Here is a 20,814-nt window from a genome sequence, read left to right as displayed (position 1 = left end):
CACAAACGCGCATCTGAGTTTACAGAAAACACATCGTTAGGTAGCTGACAGTTGTACTATGAACCGGCGCAAACTGCTCGCACTCTCGGGTGCACTCGCCGCCGCGACGCTGTCGGGGTGTACCGGCAGTGGGCAATCCGACACGACGACTCAGACTGACACGGAGACCCCGACGACACCGCCGACAGAGATGACCATGACACCGGCCGAAGACCCACCGACAGGCGAGCCGAGTGTAGACGACGAACAGTTAGCCGCGCTCGCGTCGGGGAACGCCGAATTCGCCCTCGACCTGCACACCCACCTCGCAAAACAGGGCGGAAATCAGTTCCTGTCGCCGTACAGCATCTCTGTCGCGCTGGCGATGACCTACGCTGGCGCTCGTGGGGAAACGCGCGAGCAGATGGAAAAGACGCTCCGCTACACGCTCGGCGAGGATGTCCATCCGGCCTTTTCTGACCTTCAAGCCGCGCTAGAGAAGCGCGAAACGGCCACTGACCCCGGGAGCGAAGAGGAATTGGATGCCTTCCAACTGGCCGTGGCGAACGCACTCTGGGGGCGAGAAGAGTACTCCTTCTCTGACGATTTCCTCGCGTCGCTGGAGGAGCATTACGGCGCAGGGTTGCAGCGAGCGGACTTCGCAAACAACCCCGACGGGGAGCGAAAGCGCATCAACGACTGGGTGGCCGACCAGACCGAAGACCGCATCGAGAACCTCCTGCCAGCGGGGTCCATCAAACGAGATACGGCCCTCGTGCTCACCAACGCCATCTACTTCATGGCAAATTGGGAGCACAAATTCGACCCCGAGAAGACCGAAGACGGGACGTTCACCGCGCTGGATGGTTCGGAATCGACGGTTCCGCTCATGCAACAGGAACTCAGGACGAACTACGCATCGCTCCCCGACGCACAGGCCGTCGAGTTACCCTACGTCGGGGGAGAGGTTTCGATGGTCCTGATTCTCCCCGACGAAGGTGAGTTTGAGCAGTTCGAAAAGAGCCTTGACGCGAGCCACCTCTTCGGTATCTTCGACGAACTGAGCGACGCGGAGGGGACAGTCGTACTCCCTCGGTTCGAGTTCAAGACGAAGGTCCAGTTGAAGAAGGCGCTCTCCGACCTCGGGATGCCCGTCGCGTTCGAGAGGACCGCCAACTTCAGCGGGATGTCAGCGGACGACCAGCAAACCCTCAAAATCGACGATGTGTACCACGAGGCGTTCGTCTCGGTTGACGAAGAAGGAACGGAAGCCACGGGCGCAACAGCGGCGGTCATCGCGTTTACCTCGTTGCCGCCGTCGTGGGGCGAACTCCGGTTCGACCGCCCGTTCCTCTTCGCGATTCGCGACCGGCCGACCGACGCGGTGCTCTTCTTCGGCCGGGTCGTCGATGTCGGGTCGGCCCAGAGAGGCGAGTAACACTCGCCCGAATCACGGGACGACGTGCCCATATCCGGCCGTCGGATAACACAAACGCCCATCTGAGTTTACAGAAAACACATTGTCGGGCGAGTGAAATCTCCGGTATGAACCGGCGCGAACTACTTGCGCTCTCGGGTGCCCTCGCCACCGCGACGATAGCGGGATGTACCGGTGACGGACAGGGAAGCCCGACGACCCAAACTGACACAGAGACCACGACAGCGCCGCCGACACAGACAACCGAGCCACCTTCCGAGGAACCGCCCACGGGCGAACCAAGCGTGAACGACGAGCAGTTAGCCGCGCTCGCATCCGGGAACGCCGAATTCGCGCTCAACCTGCACACGCACCTCGCCGACCAAGACGGCGGGAATCAGTTCCTGTCGCCGTACAGCATCTCCGTCGCATTGGCGATGACCTACGCCGGTGCTCGCGGCGAGACGCGCGACCAGATGAAAGAGGTCCTCCACTACACGCTCGGCGAGGATATCCATCCGGCCTTTTCCGACCTCCAAGCCGCGCTGGACCAGCGACAGACTGCGACGGACCCCGTCGACGGGTCCGAAGTGGACGCCTTCCAACTGGCCGTGGTGAATGCGCTGTGGGGTCGGGAGGGCTATCCCTTCTCGGACGACTACCTCGCGTTGCTGGAGAAACACTACGGCGCTGGACTTCGGGAAGCAGACTTCGCAAACAACCCCGACGGCGAACGAAAACGCATCAACGACTGGGTCGCCGACGCGACCGAAGACCGTATCGAGGACCTCCTGCCAGCGGATGCTCTCACGCCGCAGACGGTGCTCGTCCTCACCAATGCCATCTACTTCATGGCGGGGTGGTTGCACAAGCTCGACCCCGAAAAGACCAAAGACGGGACGTTCACCGCACTGGATGGGTCCGAATCGACGGTTCCGCTCATGCAACAGGAGTTGAAGACCCAGTACGCAGACCTCCCCGGCGCACAGGCCATCGAGTTACCCTACGTCGGCGAGGAGGTGTCGATGGTCCTGATTCTCCCAGACGAAGGCACCTTCGAAGAGTTCGAGCAGAACCTCGACGCGAGTCGTCTCTTCGGCATCTTCGACGAGTTGCGTACCAGCATCGGGACGCTCGTCTTCCCCAAATTCGAATTCGAGACCGAGGTCCAACTCTCGAAGGCGCTTTCGGACCTCGGGATGCCCGCTCCGTTCGGCGCGGGTGCGGACTTCAGCGGAATGGTCGAAGGAGGCGATGGAGGACTTCACATCGACGAGGTGTACCACAAGTCGTTCGTCTCGGTGGACGAAGAAGGGACCGAGGCCGCCGCCGCGACTGCCGTGGTCGTCGAGGAATCGATGCCGCCGTCGTGGGGTGAACTCCGGTTCGACCGCCCGTTCCTCTTTGCGATTCGTGACAGGCCCACGGACGCGATGCTCTTCCTCGGCCGTGTCGTGGACGCTGGCACTGCACAGGGCGACACCTGACGACGACGTTCACCGCCGTCCTAATCGGCCGACTCTTCGACCCGCCGTTCCAACTCGGCGGACACCTCGTCTGCTCCGGACGAGGGGAGTTGGCCGCGCAACCGACCCGCCACCGTCCGCGCGTCTGCTAATTCGACTTCGGCGACAGCACGGACCAGCGCCACGGCGCGTTCGGTTCGGGTGCGTTGCCACGACTTCTCCCGCGACTCGTAGGTTCGAATGCCGCGGAGGAAGTCGATTTTCGAGAACTCCGGCCAGAAGGGGGCGCAGAAGTAGACGGCCGCCTCGTTCCCGTTGGCGTGCCACGGGAGGAAGTTCGAGGTTCGTTCGTCGCCACCGGTACGGATGATGAGGTCCACGTCGCGGACGGGTTTTCGGGAGAGTCGCTCGTCGACCGCCGCCACGTCGACGTCCGCCGGGTCGAGGTCGCCGGATTCGACCGCCCGACACACGTCACGGGCGGCACTGAGTAGTTCGGCCCGGCCACCGTACGCGAGCGCGATGTTGAGCGTAAAGCCATCGTAGGCGGCGGTCCGCGACTCGGCGTACTCGACGGCTTTTCGGACCCGGTCGGGGAGCATGTGAACCTCGCCGATGGCCCGGACCGACACTTCGCGCTCGTGGACGCGGTCAGCGTCGGCGAAGTCGTACAACTTCTGTTCGATGAGGTCGAAAAGCGGTTCCTGTTGTTCTGGCGGCCGTTCGAAGTTCTCGGTCGAGAAGGTATAGAGCGTCAACTCCTCGATGCCGAGTTCTTCACACCATTCGAGGACCTGCTCTGTCGTCTGTGCCCCCGCACGGTGTCCGTCTGTGGCCTCGTCGCCGCGTTTTCTGGCGTACCGGCGGTTCCCGTCCTGAATGATGGCGACGTGGGTCGGCCCGTCGCCGATTTCTCGCTTGAGCACGCGCTCGTACGCACGCTGAAACCCACGCTGGACCCACCCGAGCATGTTCGTTGGGTCGCCTCCGTGACGTATGTTTCTTGTGGGAGAGACGTTGACATCACGAGTACTGGAGGAACCCAACCGACGAATCGTCATCCGTTTGTACCTCCCCGAAAAGAGTCCACCATGAGCGAGACCATCGACGAGGACCTCTACAAGCGGACGCTCGCCCTCATCGAACCGGGCGACATCGAACTCGTTGGCGCTATCGTCCACACCGACCTCTCCGGGCAGGAAGACCTCGAAATGCAGGAGTTGACCGTCTCCATCAACGAGGTCATCGCCGGACACGCGGACAAGGGCGACGCGTGGATTTACGCCGGAAACGACGACACTGACTTCTCGTCGAACCAGTTCCAGGGCCTCTCGGTCGACGACGACGAGTTCGTCTGGGAGTGCCAGCAACTCCTCCGAAACGGGACTTTCGACCTCGTGTTCTACTACGAGGCGACGGCCGACCACGACGCCATCGTCGAGGACCTCGGCGACCTCGACCACGTCGACCGCGTCACACCCGTTCCCTGAGAGACGCGTTCGTTTCCTGAGAGACGCGTTCGTTTCCTGAGAGACGCGTTCGTTTCCTGAGTGACGCATTCGTTTTCACACGACCTTTTTGCCGCCTCCTGACTGGTTGTCACACCGCGATTCGTCCGTGTAAAGGACCCTCCGCATCTGCGGTGGACGTCTCGCCGTTTTGAGAACAAGCGAGTCGTTTATTCCCCTCGCATCCCGAGTCACGCCTATGAATCAGGCGGACGCGGAACTTTCTCCGCTCGACCGCGCCATCGTCAACGCCTTCCAGGGTGGTTTCCCCGTCGTCGAACGTCCCTTCGGACCCGCCGCGGCCGCACTGCGCGACCGCGGCGTGGACGTGACCGCCGCGGACCTCTGTGAACGCGTTCGAACACTCGACGAAGACGGTGTCCTCTCTCGATTCGGGGCGCTCGTCAACGCCGAGGAAATCGGCGGAACGGCGACCCTCGTCGCCATGCACGCGCCACCGGAGCGGTTCGACGAGGTGGCAGAACAGGTAAACGCCCACCGCGAGGTGGCGCACAACTACGAGCGCGAACACCCGCATCTGAACATGTGGTTCGTTGTCTCCGTCGCCGACGAAGCGCGGGTGGACGAGGTACTCGGCGAGATAGAAGACGAAACCGGCCAAGAGACGTACAACATGCCCAAGCGCCACGAGTTCCACGTCGGTGCGAAGTTCCTGCTCGACGGTCCCGTCTCCGACGGCGACCTCGACCTCTCGAATCTCGGCCCCGACGTAGAACCATCGGGTGAACAAAGCATCACGCCCGACGAGCGTGACCTCGTCTTAGAGATTCAGGGCGGCCTCCCGATTACGGAGACGCCGTACGCCGATGTCGCAGACGCGCTCGGACAGGACACCGAGTGGGTCGTCGAGACAATCAAGCGCTTCAATCTGGAGGGGAAGGTGCGCCGCGTCGGCGTCATCCCGAACCACTACGCGCTCGGCTACTCGGAAAACGGCATGACCGTCTGGAACGTTCCGGACGACATCGTGATGGATGTCGGTCCCGAAATCGCCGCCCTCGACTTCGTTACCCACTGTTACCGTCGCCCCCGCCACGAAGGCGTCTGGCCGTACAACTTCTTTGCGATGACCCACGGCCGGTCCGAAGCAGAGAGCGAAGAACGAATCGAGCGCGTTCGCGAGGTCATGAGTGAGTACTGGAATGTCGGCGACGCCGACTGGGATACCCTCTTTTCGACGCGAATCCTCAAGAAGACGGGTATCAGACTGGACGAGCGAGCAGACGCGAACACGAAGTGAGATGATTCCACTGGTGCACGACTTCGGCGGAGAAACCATCCTCGTGTTTGGCGGCGGCCCTGTCGGTGCCCGAAAGGCCCGACGGTTCGCCCGCGAGACGCGAACTGTCGTCGTCAGTCCCGACTTCGCCGACCGTGACTTCGGTGACGCGGAACAAGTCCGGGCAGCACCAGTCCCCGAGGAAGTGGCCGACTGGGTCGCCCGATTCGAACCCGCGCTGGTCGTCGCCGCCACCAACGATACCGACGTGAACGATGCTGTCGTCGCCGCCGCCCGCGACGCCGGGGCGCTTGTCAATCGCGCCGACCGAAGCGGCGAGCGTGATGCTGGAAGCGTCGTCGTCCCCGCAACGGTGGACGATGGCGACGTGTCGGTGGCGATTACCACCGGCGGCGCAAGCCCGGCGTTGTCGAAGTACCTCCGCGAGCGTATCGAGGCGGAACTCGACGGCGCGGGGGCGATGGCCGAGTTGACCGCCGAGATTCGCGCGGACCTCAAAACGTCGGACATGTCGCCGACTGAGCGCCGTGACGCGGTTCGCGCCGTCGCGCGAAACCCGTCTGTTTGGAAGGCTTTACGTAGTGGGGACGCAAACCCCCGGCGAGAGGCAGCGCGCGTGATTAGGGACACACAGCGAGGTGAGATATGAGAAGCGCGGGTGTCATCTCCGGCGTCAGCGTCGCCCACGACCGGGCGAGCATCCAGGAGATAGAGTGTGCTTCGGACGACGACGTACAGACCGTCGTTGACTACCTTCTCGCACAGGAGGGCGTCACGGAGGCGTTCTCGCTGCAAACGTGTAACCGAGCCGAGGCGTACGTCGTCACCGACGATGCCGCCGACGGCCGCCGCGCGCTGGACGATTTCGCCCCCGAGGTACGCGATGGGGGCGTCCGCCACATGGACCACGAAGAGAGCCTTCGCCACCTCATGCGTGTCTCGGCGGGACTCGAATCGCTGGTCCTCGGCGAGGACCAGATTATCGGGCAGGTAAAAGCCGCCGTGGAGGCATCTCGCGAAGTCGGCGGCATCGGTCCGATGCTCGAAGACGCGCTGATGAAAGCCATCCACGTCGGCGAACGCGCACGCAACGAGACGGCAATCAACGAAGGTGCCGTCTCCCTCGGCAGCGCGGCCGTCAGACTCGCGCGGGCCGAACTCGACGACTCATTGGAGACGGCCCGAACGCTCGTCGTCGGCGCTGGCGAAATGGGAACGCTCGCCGCGAAGGCGCTCGCCTCGGCAGACGTTGCCGAGTTGGTCGTCGCCAACCGGACGGTTTCCAACGCGAAACAACTCGTTTGTGACCTGTCGGGAGCGACCGCAGCGACGGGCCTCGACAGTCTCGAAGCGGCCATGGCCGACGCTGACCTCATTATCACCGCGACCAGCAGTCCAGCGTACGTCGTCGAACCGGCGGCCCTGACTGAGGCGGGTGAGACGATGCTTATCGACATCGCACAACCCCGTGATATCGACCCGGCGGTCGACGAACTCGACGATGTGGCCGTCTACGACATCGACGACCTCGAAACCGTGACCGACCAGACCGAGAGCCAGCGCGAACACGCCGCTCGACAGGTCGAGGTCATGATCGACGAGGAGTTCGACCGCCTTTTGGCCGCCTACAAACGAAAGCGGGCCGACGAGGCAATCAGTTCGATGTACGAGGCGGCCGAGTACATCAAGCGCCGCGAGGTTTCGACGGCGCTGTCGAAGTTGGAGGCACAGGGCGACCTCAACGACGAGCAACGCGAAACCGTCGAGTCGCTCGCGGACGCACTCATCGGCCAAATTCTCGCCGCGCCGACCAAGAGCCTCCGCGACGCTGCGGGCGACGACGACTGGACGACCATCCAGACCGCGATGCGACTGTTCGACCCCGGATTCGACGACCTGCCGACTGAGTCTTCGCGGTTCCAATCCGGTGTTACCGGACGCGGTTCCAACTCGGACAGTGGGCGGACGGAGCCCGAAGAGGAACTGTCGCGGCGCGTCCTCGAACAACTCTCGGACGACTGAACGCCGCCTTCGCCTGCGAACCTTTTTATCCGAATCCGGGACCACCTGCTCTCGATGTACTCCTCGTCTTCCGAACGCGCGACGCCCAGAGAAGCGGCGACGTCCGCACTGCTTCGCCGCTGGCGTCCGGGTCGGACGCTCGTCACTCGTCTCCGGGACCGCCTTCGCGCACGCTATCGGTGGCGACTCGTCGAATCAGCACCGCGCCGACGCACGACCGACCTCGACGACGTTGCCCGGGCGACTGTCGTCGGGCAGGTCACAGACGTCGTTGGCGACGGACCCGCACTCGCCGCGTGGGAGACGGACGGAGACCCCACCACCCCCGAGATGGTCGTCGGGCGGGAAACACGCCCCTTCGCCCTCGAAGACGAGACTGGTTCGGTTCAGGTTCGAGTGCCGCCCGATGGGGCCGTCGTCAGCGACAGTGACGACTCACGGCAGCCGACGACGACCATCGAACACGGAGACCACCTCTCTGTCACCGGACGGGTCGTCCGGCATCGTGATGGTGGGTGGGCGCTGACCGGACCCGGGTTCGTCCTCAGAGACTGGTGAGTTTCCGACACAGTCTCTCGCGTCGGCAGAATCCTTATCGGTCTGCCACGCGACATATCGGCCATGGCCGAGGTTCTCTCTGCAGACGAAGTCGACCGCCAACTCGGTGCTGAGTGGGAACGCGACGGCGACGAAATCGTGCGCGTCTACGAGTTCGACGACTACCTCGACGGGGTAACCTTCGCCGCTGCCGTCGGTGAAGTCGCCGAAGAAGAGTTCCACCACCCCGAGATAATCATCCGGTACGAAGCAGTCGAAGTCCGCCTCACGAGCCACGAAGAAGGCGGAATCACGGAGAAAGACCTTCGACTCGCCGACCTGTTCGACGACGAGGTCTGAGCGGGCGAGCGATGTCGCTGACGTACGTCTTCCGGGTTCGGTACCACCTCGAAACGCCACCTCACGTCCGAACGGAACCGGCGTCGTTCGAGACGACAGTCCGCGTCACACCGCCACCGCCCGGTGAAGAGGGATGGATGCTGTTCCGTGACGTGCTCTGGCGCGGCGAGGTGAACGACCCGACCTACGCCCGAAAACTCGCCTCGTCGTGGGTCGGCGTGCCGGTCGAAGCGTGTTCCTTCGCCGAGTTACGCACCGACGAAGCGTCACTCGACGAACTCCGGGCGGTCGTCGGCGAGAACCTCGACGAGTTCAACGCCGATTCGGTGCGCGACGCGCTTCACAAGTACTTCGGGAGCGCGATTCACGTCGAATCTGACGACTGAACGCGTCCGATAGCATCGGTTGGCGACTCTTAACGGCGGAATACCTTTATTCGGAGGTGACCTAACTCGAAGTCCGAATGAGCCCCTCCCCCTCCACCTACGACTTCTGGCTGTTCGACCTCGACGGGACGCTCGTGGACGCCGACTGGGCGTACACGCGCGACGTGTTCGACCGCGTCGGCGACCGACTCGGGTACGAGTTCACGGACCGACAGGCGGAAGTTATCTGGCACGGCCTCGGCGGTGCGCGCGACCCGACCCTCCGCGAGTGGGGCATCGACCCCGCAGACTTCTGGCCGGCCTTCCACAAGGAGGAAGACCCCCAAAAGCGCGCCGAAGCCACCTTCCTCCACGAAGACGCCGCCCGAATCATCGACGACATCCACGCCGCGGGTCGCCCGGTCGGAATCGTCACCCACTGCCAGCAGTTCCTGACCGACCCTGTCTTGGACCACCTCGGCATCCGCGACTGGTTCGACGCGGTCATCTGCTGTACTGAAGAGACCGGATGGAAACCGAACGCCGCCCCGGTTAAGCAGGCGATTTCCCAACTCGGAGTCAACGACGGACTTCGCACTGACGGGGGCACGGCGGGCGTCCTCGCCGGTGACGGCGAAAGCGACATCGGCGCGGCGTGGAACGCCTCGCTCGACGGTATCCACGTCGAACGACACGGTCCCGAGTTCCGGGGACGCTGTGTCCTCGGCGACTACCGCATCGAGACGTTCGACGAACTCAGTCGGTCGTGGTAATCGGTCGGTCGTGGTAATCGGTCAGTCGTGGAAGCAGTCAGTTGTGGTATCAATTGGAACCGACGACCGGTCTGTCTGACCACCAGCGCGGTGTTTGGTCGCGACTGCGACGAACATCGCTCCAGCGTTGGCGTCCGCAGTTCGAACCGATTCGAATCGGGCGTCGAGGAGGGCAACGAGGTCGTTTTCCGGATGCCAGTTCGTCGCGGCTTTCGAGAGCGGATTGAAAAGCGGATTGAGGAGCGAGAGCGGAAGCCGAGGGAAGGGACGCGCGTCGAAGACGACGAATCGGCCGTCAGGCCGGAGGGCGTCGTAGACGCCCTCGATGACTGTTTCGGCATCGGCCATCGCACTTAACGAGAGCGTGGCGTACGCGGCGTCGAATGGCTCACACAGCGGTAGCTGTGCCGCGTCGCCGCGAACGACGTGGACGTTCGACCAGCCCTCGCGTTCGACGCGTTGCCGCGCGGAACGCACCATTCCAGCACTGTAGTCGAGTCCGACGACGGTTCCCTCGTCGCCGACAGCGTCTCGAAGCGCCTCGAAGTTGACGCCGGGACCGCACCCGACGTCGAGGACGGTATCGCCGGCGTCCAGCGAGAGGGCGGCGCGAGAGCGGTCTCGGAGACGGTTCTGTCCCGTGAGGAATAGGCGAGAGAGGACTCGAAAGAGCCCCTGGTGGCGACTCCACCAGTCGTACAGGGCTCGACCGCGTGTATCGGTGGTCGGGTGCACACGTGGACGAGTGACTATCTCGGCGTCGGAATGGTCCATCGAGTTTTCTGTTGGCTCTACGCGGGACGTGAATAAGGGCGTTGTCGCCGCGCGATGCCTCTCACCGAATCAGGTCGGCCAGCGAAGTCGATTCGGGCCAGTTAGTGGAGCGCGTCGTCTAAGGGGCGTGCGAGGATATCGCCAGCACTCGTCACCGCGAGTTGGTAGTCGCCGTACGGGAACCGCACCTCGATACCCAGTCGCTCTTGCCCCTCGACGAGCGGGCGAATCAGCGATTCGAGCGCGTCGGTGTCGATAGATTCGTAGAGCGGTTCTTCGATGGCGGACAGTCCGGCGTACGACTCGACCGTCTCGACGATGACTAAGCCCAGTTCCTCGTCACCGAGCCATTGCCCGATGAGGTCCCAATCTTCGGCGAGGCCGAGACTCGCAGCGGATACCGCAGTCTCGTGTTCCGTGAGCGCCGCACCGACTGCCGACGCGCCCGATGTGAGCGTCGTGTTGATGTCGTCTCCGTCGTCGACGATGTTACGGACTCGCTCTAAGACCAGCGAAAGGTCGCCCGGCCCGGCTTTCTGTACGTAGTCGGTGACACCGGCAGCGGTGGCAACACCTTCGACCTCACCCCACGACTTTGCGGTAAACAGGAAGATGGGAATGTCGTCTTCTTTCTCTCGAACGGCCTCGACGAGCGCGACCCCGTTCGGTAAGACGAGCGAGTCGCTCACGAGGCAGTCGACGTGCGTCGACGGAGATGAGACGATATCGAGGGCCTCAGACGCGGATTCCGCGGTGACCAGTGTGACGGCTTCTACCTGCCGAAACGCCGCCTCCGAGAGGGAGAGCATCCCGGGGTCGTCGTCTGCGTGTAGAACCGTCAGCGAACGTTCCATGGTGAATGGTACCACCCCAGAGGTTAAAAACGTTCCACATTTTTTATAATTCAGTTGTGCCAGAATTACTCGTCAATTACATAATATCTAATCGGAGATATGGTGCTGTTAACTCAGCACCGGTCCGCGATGTTGGTTCAACTGTTAAGACATGATTAACTTGTCAACACCCGGAACTCGGTGTGCGGTATCCATCGAGCGCGTCGAACACGTCGCCGCTCTCCGCGAGAACGCGTTTGAGGTGCTGGACGCTCTGTTTGTCCGTTCTCGACGGGTCGGCGAGAACGCGAACCGGTTGCTCGCCCAGTGAGACGAAGTCCATCCCGAGTGTGTCGGCAGTCGTCGCGAGACCGACCCCAACGTCTGCACGACCTGCCCGGACGGCCCGAGCGGGGCTTTCGAACGCCTTCGTCGCCCGGTCGAATCCCTCGATAGCCTCGACGAGTTCGTGACGCGTCGTGTCGCGGTCGTCTGCGAGGGCGGCGATGGCGTTGCCAAGCGCGGTTCGAAGCCCTGAGTTCGTGTCGCGGTTGACGAATCGCAGGTCCAAATCGACGAGGTCCGCGAGTCCGGTGACGTTCTCGGGGTTGCCCGCGGGGAGGACAAGCCCCCACTCGCGCGTCCACGACCCGAGTTCGACTGTTTCGACTTCGCTGTCTCCGTCTCCAGCGACGACCGCCACGTCGGGAACACCGTCACGGAGGCGTCGCAGTCCCTCGCGCGACCCCACAGCAAGGTAGCGCGGCGACGGGACACGGTCGAGAAGGCGCGATAGCGCGGGGTCGTCTTCGCCGACGCCGAGGAGTTTTGGTGGGTGAACGTCCGGCGAGAAGAGTTGGACTTCGACCGTCTCACCTTCGGCGAGGTACTCTACGTCCGGCGGGACTTCGACCACGCCGTCGGCTTCGACGAGACTCGTCGTCGCCCCGGAGCCTTTGTCCACCGGATAGACGAGCGTCTCGCCGTCGCCGTCAGTGACGAGACCGACGGGCATGAGTCGCATCCGCCCCTCCGCGTAGCGCTCGCGGACGGCCATCGAACCTTCGATAGTCGCAGTACGCGGGTCCGGGAGTCCGGCAGCGTCACGGATGGCGGGTGCGACGAAGGTTCGGAAGATAGTGAGCGCGGAGACCGGATATCCCGGCAGGCCGATGTACGCGCTCCCGTCGCCGAGCGTACCGACGAGCATGGGCTTGCCGGGCTTGACGGCGACTCCGTGGAGGAGCAGGTCGCCGCGCTCCTCGACGACCCGGTAGATAACGTCCACGGCGCTGGCCGACGTGGACCCCGACGAGAGGACGAGGTCACACTCTTCGGCCGCCTGTCGAAGCAGGCGCTCCATCTCTTCGTAGTCGTCGCCAGCGTGAGGGTAGAATTTCGGGACGCCACCGGCTTCTTCGACGCCTGTGGCGATGGTGTAGGAGTTCACGTCGTAGATTTCACCCCGCTCGGAGTGGAGTTCCTCACCGGGCCGGACGAGTTCGTCGCCGGTCGAGATGATGCCGACGACTGGCTTGCCTCGAACCGGAACCTCGTCGAGTCCGAGGGCCGAGAGCAAGCCGATTTCGCGGGGCGTGATACGCGTTCCGGGGCCGAGTGCACGGGCACCGGCGGCGATGTCTGTCCCCGCGGGCATCACGCTATCGCCCGGTGCGACAGCGGTGTAGGTGACGAGTGTGTCGTCTCGTTCCTCGGTTCGCTCGACGATGACGACGGCATCTGCACCGGGGGGCATCACCGCCCCGGTCGAAATTTCGACGGCGGTTCCGGGTTCGACTTCCACGTCGGGTTCGGTTCCCGCGTGGACCTCGCCGACGAGTTCGAGTTCGACCGGGTCGGCCTCGTCCGCGCCGAAGGTATCGCGGGCGCGGACGGCGTATCCGTCCATGCTCGCCCGGTCGAATCCGGGGACATCCATCCCGGCATCGATTCGCTCGGCGAGGACGCGCCCGCGGGCTTCCGACAGGGAGACCGTCTCCGACTCGGGCGTCAGTTCGAGCGACGCGATAGTTTCGCGCGCCTCCTCGGGCGACGCGAGGTCGCGGAACTGTTTTCTCATGCGGACCACTCCCACCCCTCGACGGTTACGGTTTCGCCTTCGTCGTACCCCTCCAGGTCTTCGGGGACGACGACCCACCCATCCGAGAGGGCGACACTGGAGAGGATGCCCGACCCGCTGGTTCTGGTGGGTTCGGCGGTGAGAGTCTCATCGGTCGCGGCCCGAGCGTCGTCAGTTGCGGCCGACGCGTCGCCCGACCGGTCGAGTCGCACCCGCGCGAACGTCCGCGTGCCGGGTGAACTCGGAACCTTTCGGGTGAGGGTGGCTTCGACGGTCGGAAGCGGATGCTCGGTGAGTCTGCCGACGTGTTTGAGCACCGGCCGGAGGAACTGGAAGGTGTTGACGACGCAGGCGACCGGGTAGCCCGGAAGCATCACGAGTGGCGTGTCGTCTACGACACCGAGTGCGACGGGGTGACCGGGTTTGAGTGCGACGCCGTGGACGAGTACCTCACCCAGTTCGGCGACCACGTCGGGAACGAGGTCCCGTTCGCCCACCGACGACCCGCCGGTGGTGACGACAACGTCGTGGTTGAGGTCGGACTCGATGGCCTCGCGCAGACGGTCGGCGTCGTCCACGACGATGTCGCGATAGCTCGCGTCGCCGCCCCAGCGTTCGGCCAGACGCGAGACTGTCAGTCCGTTCGTCTCGATGACTTCGCCCGGTTCGGGGTCGGATTCGACGAGTTCCTCCCCCGTCGGGATGACGGCGACGCGGGGGCGCTCGTAGACGGGTACCGATTCGACGCCGACAGACCGGAGCAGGCCGAGGTCGGAGGGGCGAAGTTGGTGCCCGGCGTCGAAGAGTTCCGCCCCCTTGCGAACGTCTTCGCCGCGTTCGCCGACGTTCTTCCCCTCGGCGAGCGCTCGAAACACTTCGAGTTCGTCGCCGACGCGCTCTGTGTCTTCGACCTTGACGACGGCGTCTGCGCCCACGGGAATGTCGCTCCCGGTGTGGACTCGGACGGCTGTTCCCGGTTCGACGGCCCCCTCGACGATGCGGAGAATCTCCGGACTGCGACCGCTGGCCCCGTAGGTGTCGCGGGCGCGGACGGCGTAGCCATCCATGGCGGCACGGTCGTATCCGGGGACGTCGGCCGGTGCGACGGCCGGTTCCGCGAGCGCGCGGCCGTCGGCGTCGGCCAGTTCGACCCGTGCTGTCCGCTCGTGCGGCGTGACCGCTCCGAGGAGCGCCTCGCGGGCGTCCGCAAGCCGTGTCCGCTCCTTGAACCCGGCCGTGCGCCGGTCGTCGTGTACCATGGCGGCCCTTCGGTGCCGGAGACAAAAAGCGTCGGCTTCGACCCGATAGTGGCGGTCGGTTTTGCCGCATGTGGTCGCGCGCGGGCGCGTTCGACCGCCGGGTTTTTCGACCCTGCCTCCTTAGAGCCGTTCATGTCAACACTGCGCGACGCGCTGTCCGAACTGCCGGACGCGGTGTTCGCCGACCTGTTGGAGTCCGAAACGTCGTACCTGCTGGTCCTCGACCTCCCCGGGGTGACCGCCGACACCGCGGACCTCCGCGTAGAGAAGGGACGACTGGTCGTCGAAGCGCGGCGCGACAAGCACCTCCCGCCGGAGTTCGACTACGTCCGCGAGGAGCGGCCGCTGTTCCTCGATGCTGAACTTCCGCTGCCGCCGGACGCCGTCGGTGACGACGCCGAGGCGACGATGGAGCGCGGGGTTCTCGAAATCCGACTTCCGAAGCGAAAGGCCGCTCCGGAGCGGACAATTCCCATCACCGCTGGCAACAACGACAGCGACGACGCCTGACGAGGCGGGTGGTCACGCTGGTCAATCTCCGCGCCTACTGGCGGTTCCTCGTCGTCATCTACCAGTTCTTCCCGCTCATCGTCGCGTACACCCGCGACAGACGGAAGTACGTGTTCTTCGGCGGTCGCAGACGCGTCTCTTCGGAGACTCGACGCAAACGAGCAGATATACTGTTGGAGTCGCTGCTCACGCTCGGCCCGACGTTCATTAAACTCGGCCAACTCCTCTCGACGCGTCCCGATATCCTCCCGCCGGAGTACATCGACGTTCTTGGCCGACTTCAGGACGACGTGCCCCCCGCACCGTGGCCGGAGTCGAAGGAAGTCCTCGAAGCGGAACTCGGCCCGGTCGACGAGGCGTTCGACTCGTTCGACACCGACCCGATTAGCGGCGCGAGTCTCGGGCAGGTGTACGTCGCCGAATACGAGGGCGAGAAAGTCGCCGTGAAGATTCGCCGCCCCGGAATCGAAGCGTTGGTCGAAGCCGACCTTCGCGCGATTCGGTGGCTGCTGCCCCTTCTCATGCGCTTTATCGGGCAATCCCGCGCGTTCTCGCTGGAAAACCTCGCCGACGAGTTCGCCAAGACCATCCGCGAAGAGATGGACTACGACGAGGAGGCACGGACGCTCCGCGAGATTCAAGAGAACTTCGAAGGTAACGACACAATCGTTATCCCCGAACCGATAGACGAGCGGTCCGACGACCGCGTCCTGACGATGGAGTACCTCCCGGGGACGAAGATAAACGACGTGGCGGCACTCGACGAACTCGGTATCGACCGGACCGAGTTGGCGACGAACCTCCAACGCACCTACCTCCAGATGATTGTCCAAGACGGCGTCTTCCATGCCGACCCGCACCCGGGGAACCTCTCGGTGATGGATGACGGCCGTATCATCTTCTACGACTTCGGGATGCACGGCAAAGTCGACCCGTTCATCCAGGAGAAAATCGTCGAGTTCTACATCGCCGTTGCCAACCAGGACGTAGACGCCATCCTCGACACGCTCATCGAGATGGGAACGCTCAGTCCCACCGTCGACCGACAGGTGATGGGCGACGTGATGGAACTCGCCATCGCCGACGCCCGCGGCGACGACATCGAGCAGTACCGCGTGAATCAGATTCTCGAACAGGTCGAATCGACCATCTACGAGTTCCCGCTTCGCCTGCCGCGGAACCTCGCGCTGGTGCTTCGCGTTGCGGGCGTCGTCGAAGGCGTCTGTGTCACGCTCGACCCCAACTTCGACTTCATCGCGGTGGCAACCGAGTACCTGACAGAGCAGGGCTACCGCGAAGAGAGCGTCCAGAAGATTATCGAGAATGTCGGGGACCAGGGCCAAAAGACCGCCCAATCGCTGTTCCGTGTCCCGCCGAAACTCGAACGCGTCCTCGACAGGGCGGACCGCGACAACCTGACGGTGAACGTCCGTCTCGAAGACAGCAGAGGCGTCCTCGACAAACTGGCAAGACGCCTCGTCTACGGTATCTTCCTGTCGTTCGGGTTCGTCTCGACGATTATCGTCTACACGTTGGAACCGCAGAACCTCGTCGCAGTCGGTGCCGCGGGTGTGCCGACCGCCGCGGTGGCAGTCCTCCTGTGGCGCTCCTTCCGCGGCCCCAAGGGCATCAAGGCGACGCCGCAGTTCACCAGACAAAATCTGCGACAGCGCCGGGAAAAGTAATCAACGCTGAGAATCGGACGCGTAATTTTATGCGCATCCAGTTAGTTACTGACGGCCATGACGGAGTGGCGGCCGGTACTCGGGGGCGTCTGTCTCGCCGCGAGTACCGAGGCCCTTGTCTACGCGATGACGGGGCAGTTCACACTCGTCGGCGGTATCACAGGGAGTGCACTCGCCGGATACGTCGTCGGTTGTGACCCCGCAGATGGGGCGTGGCACGGAATGATGGCGGGCGTCGTCTGGGGGTCGATTCTGATGCCCGTCTCGATTCTCCTCACGTTCCTCAACGAAACGCCGATTCTCTTTCCATTCCAGTACATCATCCCGTTTCTCGAAACGCCCGGTGAACTCACGACGGCGATTATGCTCGCACTCGCGCTCCCGAATGTGATTTCAGGATCGCTCGGCAGTCTCGCCCGGCGAGACGCGCAAGGCACGTGGTTCGACCCGGCGATGGCCGAGGTCGAAGCAGTCGACGATGCCTGAACCGGAAGTCGTCAACGACGCCTGAACCAAGAGCCACCAACGACGCCTGAACCAAGCAATCAGTGGTGTGAACGCGGCTACGAGAACTCCTCCCGAGGGAACCTCGTTCCAAACCGTTTATAGCCTCCTTCCGATAACGGGAGGACATGGCGAAAGAGCAAAAGCAGGTGCGCGAGCTCCAAGAAGGAAGCTACGTGATGATGGAAGAAAAGCCGTGCAAAATCTACGCCTACAGTACCGCAAAGCCCGGGAAGCACGGCAGTGCGAAGGCTCGTGTCGAAGCACGCGGCGTCTTCGACAACAAGAAGCGCTCGCTCTCCCAGCCCGTCGACGCGAAGGTTTGGGTCCCCATCATCGAGCGAAAGCAGGGTCAGGTCGTCTCCGTCACCGGTGAGGACGCCCAGATTATGGACCTCGAAACCTACGAGACGTTCACGATGCGCATCCCCGAAGACGAGGACCTCAACCCCGAAGACGAAATCGAGTACCTCGAATACGAAGGCCAGCGCAAGGTCGTCTAAACGGAGGGTAGAGAGATGTTCCCCGGAGCGATAGCCGACCGCGACGAAGCAGACTACGTCGTGTTCGGCGCTCCGCTCGACATCTCTACCTCGTTCCAACCTGGGACCCGTTTTGGACCAAATCGAATCCGTCGGTTCGCCGAGTCGTTCGACGATTACGACCGGCGCACCGACCAGTTTTTCACTGATCTGAACGTCCACGATGCGGACGATGTCCGTGCGTGGGACGACGCACCCGAGTACGTCGAGTGGCTCACTGGGAGCGTCCGCGATATCGTCTGGGACGACGCCGTTCCGCTTCTCCTCGGTGGCGAGCACACCGTCACTGCGGCCGGCGTCGGCGGGGTCGAACCCGACGTGTTCGTCTGTCTCGACGCCCATCTCGACCTCCGCCGCGAGTACGACGGCAACGAGTGGAGTCACGCCACCATCACCCGTCGCGTCCTCGACGAACTCGATGTCGACGAGGCGGTCATCCTCGGCGCTCGTACCGGGTCGCCCGAAGAGTGGGAGCGCGCCGAGGCCGACGACGTGACCGTGGTCGAACCCGAAGCCGTCGCCGACTGGGAACCAGACTTCGGCGATGACGACTCCGTCTATCTGAGCGTCGACATCGACGCCGCCGACCCGGCGTTCGCACCCGGAACCGGGACGAAAGAGCCGTTCGGCCTCACCTCGCGTGAGATGCGCGACGTAGTTCGGGCAGTCGCCCCCTACACCGACGGCTTCGACGTGGTCGAAGTCAACGACCGAGACAACGGACAGGCGGCGTCGTTGGCGGCCAAATTGCTCCGCGAATTTGTCTTCTCGCACGCGGCCGCCGCCACGCAGGACTAATCGGAGTTCCGCACCACTTTCACAGACTTACAAGTCGCCGGACGCTGACTGACGAGTATGCACCTTTCGGACATCGTCGCCCGCTTCGACGAGACGCTCGCAACTGACGAGTTCGCGGACGTGGACGCCAGCGCGAATGGACTCCAAGTCGGCCCAGACGACGCAGAAGTCGAGAAGGCAGTCTTCGCCGTCGACGCCGCGGAGGCGACCATCGACGCCGCAATCGACGCCGACGCGGACCTGCTCGTTACGCACCACGGACTCGTCTGGGGCGGCTTCGACCGCCTGACTGGCAGCAACTTCGACCGCGTCGCACCCTTGATTCGTGAGGATATCGCCCTCTACGTCTCGCACCTGCCGCTGGACGGCCATCAGAAACTCGGCAACGCTGCTGGACTGGCAGACTACCTCGGACTCCGGGTTCGCGAACCCTTCGGCTCCATGGGGCCAGTCCACATCGGCCAGCGCGGCGTCTTCGAGTCGTCGAAGACGACCGAGGAGATTCGCGAGGCGCTCGACGAACTCGATGGAAGTACGGGGACACAGGTCATCGACTTCGGCCCCGACGAAATTTCGGATGTCGCCATCGTCACCGGCTCTGGAGTGGACTGGTTAGACGAGGCAGTCGAGACCGGTGTCGACGCGCTCGTCACTGGTGAAGGCAAGCAGAAGGTGTACCACGAAGCGCGAGAGGCGGGTCTCACAGTGTTCCTCGCGGGCCACTACGCCACCGAGACGTTCGGTGTTCGGAACCTCGCCGCGTTAGCCGATGAGGTGGGTGTCGAGACGGAGTACATCAGCCACCCGACCGGGCTGTAACGCTCACTGTCTATCTTCCCTGAATCTGGTACTCACCCACACGGCTTCTCCGGACCGGGGCGTTCAAACGCTCGGCCGCCGCACTCCCTCGCATGAGCGACCACGACGATGCCCACGACGGGGGCCACGAGGACGGCGGACACGAGGGTGACGCCCACGAACACGACGGCGGGTACGAGATGCCGGAGCGCGAGGAGTTCGAACACAACCCACTCGGTCACGCCGAGGTCAGCGCGGGTATGACCGTCGGCGAACTGGTCCAGCAGTACGGCCACGCCGGTATCGGGGCTGCCGACGTACACGAGGCTGCCGACATCTACGCCGAGATGCTGGCCGACGAGGACTGCACCGTCTTCATGTCGCTCGCGGGTGCGATGGTCCCGACCGGGATGCGGAAAATCGTCTCGGACCTCATCCGCGACGGCCACGTGGACGCGCTCGTAACGACCGGCGCGAACCTGACCCACGACGCCATCGAAGCCATCGGCGGCAAGCATCATCACGGACGGGCCCATCCGGGCCCGTCTAGCTCCCACTCGCACGGCTCGCAGGAACACGGGAGCGAGCACCACTGCGAGAAGACGCCCCGCGAACACGACGAGACGCTCCGAGACGAGGAAGTCGACCGTATCTACAACGTCTATCTCCCGCAGGAACACTTCGCCCTCTTCGAGTCGCACCTCCGCGACGAAGTGTTCCCGCCGCTCGAAGAAGAAGGCGCAGTGAGTATCGAACGCCTTTGCCGGGAACTCGGCCGCGCCAACAGCGAGGTCAACGAGCGCGAAGGCATCGAGGAGGATGCTGGCGTCGCTGCCGCGGCCTACGAATCTGATGTTCCCATCTACTGCCCCGCTGTGCAGGACTCAGTGCTCGGCCTGCAAGCGTGGATGTACTCCCAGACCTCGGCGTTCACACTGGACGCACTGTCGGATATGACGCCGCTGACGGACCTCGCGTACGACGCCGACAAAGCTGGCTGTCTCCTCGTCGGTGGTGGCGTCCCGAAGAACTTCACTCTCCAGACGATGCTCGTCACGCCGGGGGCGTACGATTACGGTGTCCAGATTACGATGGACCCCGCGGCGACCGGTGGGCTGTCGGGTGCGACGCTGGACGAAGCGCGGTCGTGGGGCAAACTCGAAAAGGACGCCCGAAACGCGACGATTCTCGGCGACGCGACCATCATGCTCCCGCTGCTCGTCGCATCGGCCCGCGAGCGACTGGCGTAAATCGCCCCCGCGAGACGACCCACGGCGGAGCCAGCGTGCGGTCGCTCCCGACGCCCTGCTCCAGTTCTCGGTTTCGAGAATCGAGAGAAAACA

The 20,814-nt window shown here is 63.8% G+C and carries 22 protein-coding genes; 17 read left to right on the top strand and 5 right to left on the bottom strand.

The features are described from left to right. Positions 1–58: 58 nt before the first annotated feature. Positions 59–1,417, top strand: coding sequence for a serpin family protein (locus tag ACH9L7_RS00280; RefSeq protein WP_396611758.1), 1,359 nt, complete (start codon positions 59–61; stop codon positions 1,415–1,417). A gap of 107 nt (positions 1,418–1,524) precedes the next feature. Next, entirely contained in the window at positions 1,525–2,883 is a 1,359-nt protein-coding gene (locus ACH9L7_RS00275) for a serpin family protein (RefSeq protein WP_396611757.1), read from the top strand. Positions 2,884–2,903: 20 nt separating this feature from the next. Here the strand turns inward: ACH9L7_RS00275 and uppS are convergent, their stop codons facing one another. Then, positions 2,904–3,833: a polyprenyl diphosphate synthase gene (uppS, locus tag ACH9L7_RS00270; protein ID WP_396611756.1), complete on the bottom strand. Its 930-nt coding sequence runs from the start codon at positions 3,831–3,833 to the stop codon at positions 2,904–2,906. 120 nt (positions 3,834–3,953) lie between these two features. Here uppS and ACH9L7_RS00265 point away from each other — a divergent pair, with 120 nt between their 5' ends. The 8 genes from ACH9L7_RS00265 to ACH9L7_RS00230 all read left to right on the top strand — a co-directional run bounded on the left by ACH9L7_RS00265 (position 3,954) and on the right by ACH9L7_RS00230 (position 9,688). Next, entirely contained in the window at positions 3,954–4,352 is a 399-nt protein-coding gene (locus ACH9L7_RS00265) for a DUF5778 family protein (protein WP_396611755.1), read from the top strand. A 217-nt stretch (positions 4,353–4,569) separates the two neighbouring features. Then, positions 4,570–5,631 (top strand): Lrp/AsnC family transcriptional regulator, encoded by a 1,062-nt coding sequence (locus ACH9L7_RS00260; RefSeq protein WP_396611754.1) that lies wholly within the window; start codon positions 4,570–4,572, stop codon positions 5,629–5,631. 1 nt (position 5,632) lies between these two features. Further along, complete coding sequence (locus ACH9L7_RS00255; protein ID WP_396611753.1) at positions 5,633–6,280, top strand: bifunctional precorrin-2 dehydrogenase/sirohydrochlorin ferrochelatase; 648 nt, start codon at positions 5,633–5,635, stop codon at positions 6,278–6,280. Further along, positions 6,277–7,653, top strand: a complete 1,377-nt coding sequence (hemA, locus tag ACH9L7_RS00250) for a glutamyl-tRNA reductase (protein ID WP_396611752.1) — start codon at positions 6,277–6,279, stop codon at positions 7,651–7,653. Before ACH9L7_RS00255 ends, hemA begins: the two co-directional genes overlap by 4 nt. 54 nt (positions 7,654–7,707) lie before the next feature. Continuing rightward, positions 7,708–8,211 (top strand): OB-fold nucleic acid binding domain-containing protein, encoded by a 504-nt coding sequence (locus ACH9L7_RS00245; RefSeq protein ID WP_396611751.1) that lies wholly within the window; start codon positions 7,708–7,710, stop codon positions 8,209–8,211. A gap of 63 nt (positions 8,212–8,274) precedes the next feature. Next, positions 8,275–8,550: a 4a-hydroxytetrahydrobiopterin dehydratase gene (locus tag ACH9L7_RS00240; RefSeq protein ID WP_396611750.1), complete on the top strand. Its 276-nt coding sequence runs from the start codon at positions 8,275–8,277 to the stop codon at positions 8,548–8,550. A gap of 11 nt (positions 8,551–8,561) precedes the next feature. Then, positions 8,562–8,936 (top strand): LWR-salt protein, encoded by a 375-nt coding sequence (gene lwrS / locus ACH9L7_RS00235; protein ID WP_396611749.1) that lies wholly within the window; start codon positions 8,562–8,564, stop codon positions 8,934–8,936. Positions 8,937–9,013: 77 nt separating this feature from the next. Next, positions 9,014–9,688 carry an HAD family hydrolase gene (locus tag ACH9L7_RS00230; RefSeq protein ID WP_396611748.1) on the top strand — a complete coding sequence of 225 codons (675 nt, stop codon included), beginning with the start codon at positions 9,014–9,016 and terminating at the stop codon, positions 9,686–9,688. Between the two features lie 21 nt (positions 9,689–9,709). On the opposite strand, the gene ACH9L7_RS00225 is transcribed toward ACH9L7_RS00230, so the two are convergent. The 4 genes from ACH9L7_RS00225 to glp form a co-directional block, all read right to left on the bottom strand. Continuing rightward, complete coding sequence (locus ACH9L7_RS00225) at positions 9,710–10,462, bottom strand: class I SAM-dependent methyltransferase (RefSeq protein WP_396611747.1); 753 nt, start codon at positions 10,460–10,462, stop codon at positions 9,710–9,712. A gap of 101 nt (positions 10,463–10,563) precedes the next feature. Then, positions 10,564–11,316 (bottom strand): HalOD1 output domain-containing protein, encoded by a 753-nt coding sequence (locus tag ACH9L7_RS00220; RefSeq protein WP_396611746.1) that lies wholly within the window; start codon positions 11,314–11,316, stop codon positions 10,564–10,566. A 163-nt stretch (positions 11,317–11,479) separates the two neighbouring features. Continuing rightward, on the bottom strand, positions 11,480–13,375 hold the full coding sequence (locus ACH9L7_RS00215) for a molybdopterin biosynthesis protein (protein ID WP_396611745.1): 1,896 nt from the start codon (positions 13,373–13,375) through the stop codon (positions 11,480–11,482). Then, positions 13,372–14,634, bottom strand: a complete 1,263-nt coding sequence (gene glp, locus ACH9L7_RS00210) for a gephyrin-like molybdotransferase Glp (protein ID WP_396611744.1) — start codon at positions 14,632–14,634, stop codon at positions 13,372–13,374. The genes ACH9L7_RS00215 and glp overlap by 4 nt, the downstream gene beginning before the upstream one ends. 132 nt (positions 14,635–14,766) lie before the next feature. On the opposite strand from glp, the gene ACH9L7_RS00205 reads away from it, so the two are divergent. From ACH9L7_RS00205 to ACH9L7_RS00175, 7 genes are all read left to right on the top strand, one after another. Beyond that, a complete protein-coding gene (locus ACH9L7_RS00205) occupies positions 14,767–15,144 on the top strand; it encodes an Hsp20/alpha crystallin family protein (RefSeq protein WP_396611743.1) in 378 nt (125 codons plus the stop codon). Positions 15,145–15,152: 8 nt separating this feature from the next. After that, positions 15,153–16,829 (top strand): ABC1 kinase family protein, encoded by a 1,677-nt coding sequence (locus ACH9L7_RS00200; protein ID WP_396611742.1) that lies wholly within the window; start codon positions 15,153–15,155, stop codon positions 16,827–16,829. Positions 16,830–16,886: 57 nt separating this feature from the next. Beyond that, entirely contained in the window at positions 16,887–17,315 is a 429-nt protein-coding gene (locus tag ACH9L7_RS00195) for a DUF5518 domain-containing protein (protein ID WP_396611741.1), read from the top strand. A 146-nt stretch (positions 17,316–17,461) separates the two neighbouring features. After that, positions 17,462–17,836 (top strand): translation initiation factor IF-5A, encoded by a 375-nt coding sequence (locus ACH9L7_RS00190; protein ID WP_007542595.1) that lies wholly within the window; start codon positions 17,462–17,464, stop codon positions 17,834–17,836. Positions 17,837–17,851: 15 nt separating this feature from the next. Then, positions 17,852–18,673: an agmatinase gene (gene speB, locus ACH9L7_RS00185; protein ID WP_396611740.1), complete on the top strand. Its 822-nt coding sequence runs from the start codon at positions 17,852–17,854 to the stop codon at positions 18,671–18,673. A 57-nt stretch (positions 18,674–18,730) separates the two neighbouring features. After that, positions 18,731–19,492, top strand: a complete 762-nt coding sequence (locus ACH9L7_RS00180) for a Nif3-like dinuclear metal center hexameric protein (RefSeq protein WP_396611739.1) — start codon at positions 18,731–18,733, stop codon at positions 19,490–19,492. A gap of 92 nt (positions 19,493–19,584) precedes the next feature. After that, complete coding sequence (locus tag ACH9L7_RS00175; protein ID WP_396611738.1) at positions 19,585–20,721, top strand: deoxyhypusine synthase; 1,137 nt, start codon at positions 19,585–19,587, stop codon at positions 20,719–20,721. Positions 20,722–20,814: the final 93 nt, after the last annotated feature.

It is taken from the genome of Haloferax sp. S1W (assembly GCF_044593955.1).
Lineage (GTDB): Archaea > Halobacteriota > Halobacteria > Halobacteriales > Haloferacaceae > Haloferax.
This window is presented reverse-complemented; position numbering and strand designations above follow the sequence as displayed.